Genomic DNA, 5919 nt, shown 5'->3' with positions numbered 1-5919 from the left:
GGCTGCTTTCCTGCGTCTTTTTTCTGGCCATTGCACAGCTTTTCTGTGGATTAAGCCCTGTGTATAACCCGCCCTTAGCTCAGTTGATAACAAGGCCTGAAAACTGGGCATAATCCCCTCTGTGGATAACCATCACTTTAATCCACAGGCTCAAGGCACTTATCCAAGGGCCTCCTTGGCACATGACCACAGACTTTTGAATCTCTGTACACATTGATAAATAAGGCCTGTAGAACCTTATCCACAGAAATGGTGCTCACTAAGAATAAACATAAAAACAAAGATCTTATAAATTTCTTTCTTTTTAATTTCTATAACCGCCAGTCATCCACAGCTGGTCGAATTTTGTGCAACGGGTTCCTTTCACAGGGGGTAAGTCCCTATACTTGCCGACTGTCCAAATTTTATTTTCCTGTTTTCAAGAGCAGGAACGAGGTGCGTGGTGGATTTCCCTTCCCGTTTTGAAGTGATCGTCATCGGTGGCGGTCATGCCGGTACCGAGGCCGCACTGGCGTCAGCACGTATGGGTGCTAAAACCCTGCTGCTGACGCACAACGTGGAAACGCTAGGCCAAATGAGCTGCAACCCGGCCATCGGTGGCATAGGCAAAAGCCACTTGGTAAAGGAAATCGACGCCCTTGGCGGCGCCATGGCCATCGCCACCGACAAAGGTGGAATTCAGTTTCGTGTGCTGAACAGCCGCAAAGGCCCAGCCGTGCGTGCTACCCGTGCCCAAGCTGATCGAGTTTTGTATAAGTCCGCCATTCGCGAAATTATCGAAAACCAGCCCAACCTGTGGATATTCCAACAAGCCTGCGATGATTTGATCGTTGAACAAGATCAGGTGCGCGGCGTTGTGACCCAAATGGGCCTGCGTTTTCTCGCGGACGCAGTGGTGTTGACCACTGGCACGTTCCTCGGTGGACTTATCCACATTGGCATGCAGAATTATTCGGGTGGACGCGCAGGCGATCCACCATCGATCGCACTGGCTCAGCGTCTGCGTGAACTGCCACTGCGTGTCGGCCGCTTGAAAACAGGCACGCCCCCGCGTATCGATGGCCGTTCAGTGGACTTTTCGGTAATGACCGAACAACCGGGTGATACCCCAATCCCGGTTATGTCGTTCATGGGTTCCAAGGAGCAGCATCCCGCTCAGGTCAGTTGCTGGATTACCCATACCAACGCCCGCACGCATGAAATTATCGCTGCCAACCTTGATCGTTCACCGATGTACTCCGGTGTAATCGAAGGTGTAGGCCCACGCTACTGCCCGTCCATCGAAGATAAGATCCATCGCTTTGCGGACAAGCAAAGCCATCAGGTATTCATCGAACCGGAAGGGTTGAATACCCACGAGCTTTACCCGAACGGTATTTCTACTTCGTTGCCTTTCGACGTTCAGCTGCAGATCGTGCGTTCAATTCGCGGCATGGAAAATGCGCACATTGTTCGCCCTGGGTATGCGATCGAATACGATTATTTCGACCCCCGAGATTTGAAATACAGCCTCGAAACCAAGGTTATCGGCGGTCTGTTTTTCGCTGGGCAGATCAACGGTACGACGGGCTACGAAGAAGCCGCCGCTCAAGGTTTGCTTGCTGGTACCAATGCGGCATTGCTCGCAAAAGGCAAGGAAAGTTGGTGCCCGCGCCGGGACGAGGCTTACATCGGGGTGCTTGTCGACGATCTGATTACCTTGGGTACCCAAGAGCCCTATCGGATGTTCACGTCTCGGGCCGAGTACCGTTTGATTCTGCGCGAAGACAACGCCGACCTGCGTCTGACCGAGAAGGGCAGAGAGTTGGGATTGGTCGATGACGCTCGTTGGGCAGCGTTCTGCACCAAGCGCGAAAGCATCGAGTTGGAAGAGCAGCGCCTGAAAAGTACTTGGGTACGTCCCGGAACCTTACAGGGCGACGCGATTTCTGCACATTTTGGTACGCCGCTGACTCACGAATACAATTTGCTGAATTTGCTGACGCGCCCTGAGGTCGATTACGCCAGTCTGATCGCTATCACTGGTGATGGCTGTAGCGATCCTCAGGTTGCCGAGCAGGTAGAAATTAAAACTAAATACGCGGGCTACATTGATCGCCAGCAAGATGAAATTGCTCGTCTGCGGGCCAGTGAAGACACGAAGTTACCTGCAGATATCGATTACGTCGGTATCTCTGGTCTGTCCAAAGAAATTCAAGGCAAGCTGGGGATAACTCGTCCTGAGACGCTGGGCCAGGCCTCACGTATTCCCGGTGTCACCCCAGCAGCAATCTCGCTGTTGATGATTCATTTGAAAAAACGCGGCGCGGGCCGTCAGTTGGAGCAAAGCGCTTGAGTTCTATGGTTACCTCGCAACATGCCCAAGAGTTATCCCGTGGCGCTCAGGAACTTGGCGTCGATTTGAGCGAAAGCCAACACAGCCAGCTACTGGCTTACTTGGCGCTGTTGATCAAATGGAACAAGGCCTACAACCTGACCGCTGTACGCGACCCGGACGAAATGGTTTCACGGCATCTGCTCGACAGTTTGAGCGTCGTTCCCTTCATTGCCGGTGAACGCTGGCTCGATGTTGGTAGTGGCGGTGGGATGCCCGGTATTCCGCTGGCGATCTTGTTTCCAGAGATGAAAGTAACCGTTCTGGACAGCAACGGTAAAAAAACCCGTTTTCTGACCCAGGTGAAACTTGAGCTGAAACTGGATAACCTCGAAGTTATCCACAGCCGCGCGGAAACATTTCAACCTGCGCTGCCCTTTACCGGGATAGTGTCCCGGGCGTTCAGCAATCTTGCAGACTTTACCGGGTGGACTCGCCACTTGGGCGACACCGATACTCGGTGGCTGGCGATGAAAGGCCTGCACCCCGCTGATGAACTGGTAGCATTACCGACAGATTTTCGCCTAGATAGCGCACAAGCCTTGACCGTTCCTGGTTGCCAAGGCCAGCGCCATCTGCTGATACTGCGCCGCACGGCATGATTGGGAACACACGCAAGAATGGCTAAGGTATTCGCGATAGCGAACCAAAAAGGGGGCGTGGGTAAAACCACCACCTGCATCAACCTCGCCGCGTCGCTGGTTGCGACCAAGCGCCGCGTGTTGTTGATTGATCTCGACCCACAGGGCAACGCCACCATGGGCAGTGGTGTGGATAAACACGCCCTTGAACATTCGGTGTATGACGTCTTGATCGGAGAGTGTGATTTGGCCCAGGCCATGCATTTTTCGGAACATGGCGGTTACCAGTTGCTGCCCGCTAACCGAGATCTCACCGCCGCCGAGGTTGTTCTGCTGGAAATGCAGATGCGGGAAAGTCGCCTGCGTAATGCTTTGGCGCCGATTCGCGAGAACTACGACTACATCCTCATCGATTGCCCGCCGTCGTTGTCGATGCTCACCCTGAACGCCCTCGTTGCGGCAGACGGGGTAATTATCCCCATGCAGTGTGAGTATTTCGCATTGGAAGGGTTGAGCGACCTTGTGGATAACATCAAACGCATCGCTGAATTACTTAATCCCCAGCTAAAAATCGAAGGCCTCTTGCGGACGATGTATGACCCGCGTTTGAGCCTGATCAATGATGTGTCTGATCAGCTCAAGGAACATTTTGGCGAGCAACTCTACGACACTGTCATTCCGCGCAACATCCGTCTGGCAGAAGCGCCAAGCTTCGGCATGCCGGCTTTGGCGTATGACAAGACATCGCGTGGTGCCCTGGCCTATCTTGCCTTGGCGGGCGAGATGGTTCGTCGTCAACGTCGCAAACCGCGAACTGCTCAGGCAACTTAAGGAATCCGCATGGCCGTTAAGAAACGAGGTCTCGGACGTGGGCTGGATGCACTTCTGAGCAGTCCGACCGTTAGCGCATTGGAAGAGCAAGCCGTTCAGGCCGACCAACGTGAGCTGCAACACTTGCCTCTGGATTTGATCCAGCGCGGCAAATACCAGCCACGTCGCGACATGGACCCTCAAGCGCTCGAGGAGCTGGCGCACTCGATCAAGGCCCAGGGCGTCATGCAACCGATTGTGGTGCGTCCAATCGCGGGCAATCGTTTTGAGATCATTGCGGGTGAGCGTCGTTGGCGCGCCAGCCAGCAGGCCGGCCTGGAAACAATCCCGTCGATGGTCCGGGATGTCTCAGACGAAACTGCAATTGCGATGGCACTTATCGAGAATATTCAGCGCGAAGACCTGAATCCGATTGAAGAAGCCGTAGCGTTGCAGCGTCTTCAGCAGGAATTCCAGTTAACGCAGCAACAAGTTGCCGATGCTGTGGGTAAGTCGCGGGTAACCGTGGCGAACCTGCTACGCTTGATCGCATTGCCGGAAGCCATCAAAACCATGTTGTCCCATGGCGATCTGGAAATGGGTCATGCACGTGCATTACTGGGATTGCCTGAGGAACAGCAGGTCGAGGGGGCGCGACACGTTGTCGCACGGGGCCTAACGGTACGCCAGACTGAAGCCTTGGTTCGCCAGTGGTTGAGTGGCAAACCGGCTGCCGTTGAACCCGCCAAAACCGATCCGGACATCAGTCGGCTCGAACAGCGCCTGGCAGAGCGGTTAGGGTCTGCGGTGCAGATTCGCCATGGTCAGAAGGGTAAAGGACAGTTGGTCATCCGTTATAACTCGTTGGATGAGTTGCAGGGTGTGCTAGCTCACATTCGTTGAAACAAATGCTTTGTAGCGAGTAGTCGGAAATCACTACCTAGCAGTTGAATAGGGGCTAAACCGCCCCTATACTCTGCGCGCATTTTGTCGGCACAATTTATGCCAAGTTATTGATTTTGGCGGCCGACATACCAGGAGCAGTTGTGATGGAAAACCGCACGCAGAAACGCCTGCCGTTCCATCGCCTGGCAGTTTTTCCGGTGCTTCTGACCCAATGTGCAGTATTGCTGCTCGCAGCGTTGGCGTTATGGCAGTGGCACGGTGTCGTTGCTGGGTACTCAGGCCTTTGTGGAGGTCTGATAGCGTGGCTGCCCAATTTGTACTTTGCTCATAAAGCGTTCCGGTTTACGGGCGCTAGAGCAGCGCAAGCCATTGTCCGGTCTTTTTATGCCGGTGAGGCGGGCAAACTAATTTTGACGGCAGTGCTTTTTGCGCTGACGTTTGCAGGTGTTAAACCATTGGCGCCGCTGGCTGTATTTGGCGTTTTCATGTTGATCCAACTGGTCAACTGGTTTTCACCCCTGCTTATGAGAACAAGACTTTCGAGACCTTAGGGCGTTTGAGGCAACCATGGCATCAGAGCAAACAGCTTCGGCATATATCCAGCACCACCTGCAGAATTTGACCTTCGGTCATTTGCCAACCAGTGGTTGGGGTTTTGCTCATGACGCGGCGCAAGCCAAGGAAATGGGGTTTTGGGCTTTCCACGTTGATACTCTCGGCTGGTCGGTCGCATTGGGGCTGATCTTCATTCTGATCTTCCGCATGGCCGCCAAAAAGGCAACGTCGGGTCAACCCGGCGCCCTGCAGAACTTCGTTGAAGTTTTGATCGAGTTCGTTGACGGCAGCGTGAAGGACAGTTTTCACGGACGCAGTGCAGTCATCGCGCCGTTGGCGCTGACTATCTTCGTCTGGGTGTTCATGATGAACGCCGTCGACCTTATACCGGTCGACTGGATTCCTCACTTGGCGATGATTGTCACTGGCGACTCACACATCCCGTTCCGTGCCGTATCGACAACTGATCCAAACGCTACCCTGGGCATGGCTCTGTCGGTATTTGCGCTGATTATTTTTTACAGCATCAAGATTAAGGGTGTTGGCGGCTTCATCGGCGAAATGACCCTGCACCCGTTTGGCAGCAAGAACATCTTTCTTCAAGCGCTGCTGATTCCGGTGAACTTCTTACTCGAATTCGTGACGTTGATTGCCAAACCTATCTCGTTGGCACTGCGTCTGTTTGGCAACATG

At 53.8% G+C, this 5919-nt stretch carries 6 protein-coding genes; all 6 read left to right on the top strand.

Annotated elements, in window-relative coordinates; genetic code table 11:
• Positions 1–442 precede the first annotated feature (442 nt).
• On the top strand, positions 443–2335 hold the full coding sequence (gene mnmG, locus M0974_RS06700) for a tRNA uridine-5-carboxymethylaminomethyl(34) synthesis enzyme MnmG (protein WP_297834342.1): 1893 nt from the start codon (positions 443–445) through the stop codon (positions 2333–2335).
• A gap of 5 nt (positions 2336–2340) precedes the next feature.
• Positions 2341–2976 (top strand): 16S rRNA (guanine(527)-N(7))-methyltransferase RsmG, encoded by a 636-nt coding sequence (gene rsmG, locus M0974_RS06695; RefSeq protein WP_297834345.1) that lies wholly within the window; start codon positions 2341–2343, stop codon positions 2974–2976.
• 18 nt (positions 2977–2994) lie between these two features.
• Positions 2995–3786 carry a ParA family protein gene (locus tag M0974_RS06690; protein ID WP_297834339.1) on the top strand — a complete coding sequence of 264 codons (792 nt, stop codon included), beginning with the start codon at positions 2995–2997 and terminating at the stop codon, positions 3784–3786.
• Positions 3787–3795: 9 nt separating this feature from the next.
• Positions 3796–4668 carry a ParB/RepB/Spo0J family partition protein gene (locus tag M0974_RS06685; protein WP_297834336.1) on the top strand — a complete coding sequence of 291 codons (873 nt, stop codon included), beginning with the start codon at positions 3796–3798 and terminating at the stop codon, positions 4666–4668.
• Between the two features lie 146 nt (positions 4669–4814).
• Positions 4815–5222, top strand: a complete 408-nt coding sequence (locus tag M0974_RS06680; protein ID WP_297834333.1) for a F0F1 ATP synthase subunit I — start codon at positions 4815–4817, stop codon at positions 5220–5222.
• Positions 5223–5238: 16 nt separating this feature from the next.
• A partial coding sequence (gene atpB / locus M0974_RS06675; RefSeq protein ID WP_297834330.1) for a F0F1 ATP synthase subunit A occupies positions 5239–5919 on the top strand: 681 nt, incomplete at its 3' end.

Origin of the sequence: Pseudomonas sp. (assembly GCF_026224925.1) — a bacterium.
In the GTDB taxonomy this organism is placed as follows: domain Bacteria; phylum Pseudomonadota; class Gammaproteobacteria; order Pseudomonadales; family Pseudomonadaceae; genus Aquipseudomonas.
The sequence above is the reverse complement of the archived record's forward strand: the minus strand, read 5'-3'. Positions and strand labels throughout refer to the sequence as shown.

What these genes read in the sequence shown, in the direction of transcription:
- M0974_RS06690 (WP_297834339.1), top strand. Translation starts at nt 2,995, where the DNA reads ATGGCTAAGGTATTCGCGATAGCGAACCAAAAAGGGGGCGTGGGTAAA.
- rsmG (WP_297834345.1), top strand. Translation starts at nt 2,341, where the DNA reads ATGGTTACCTCGCAACATGCCCAAGAGTTATCCCGTGGCGCTCAGGAA.
- M0974_RS06680 (WP_297834333.1), top strand. Translation starts at nt 4,815, where the DNA reads ATGGAAAACCGCACGCAGAAACGCCTGCCGTTCCATCGCCTGGCAGTT.
- M0974_RS06685 (WP_297834336.1), top strand. Translation starts at nt 3,796, where the DNA reads ATGGCCGTTAAGAAACGAGGTCTCGGACGTGGGCTGGATGCACTTCTG.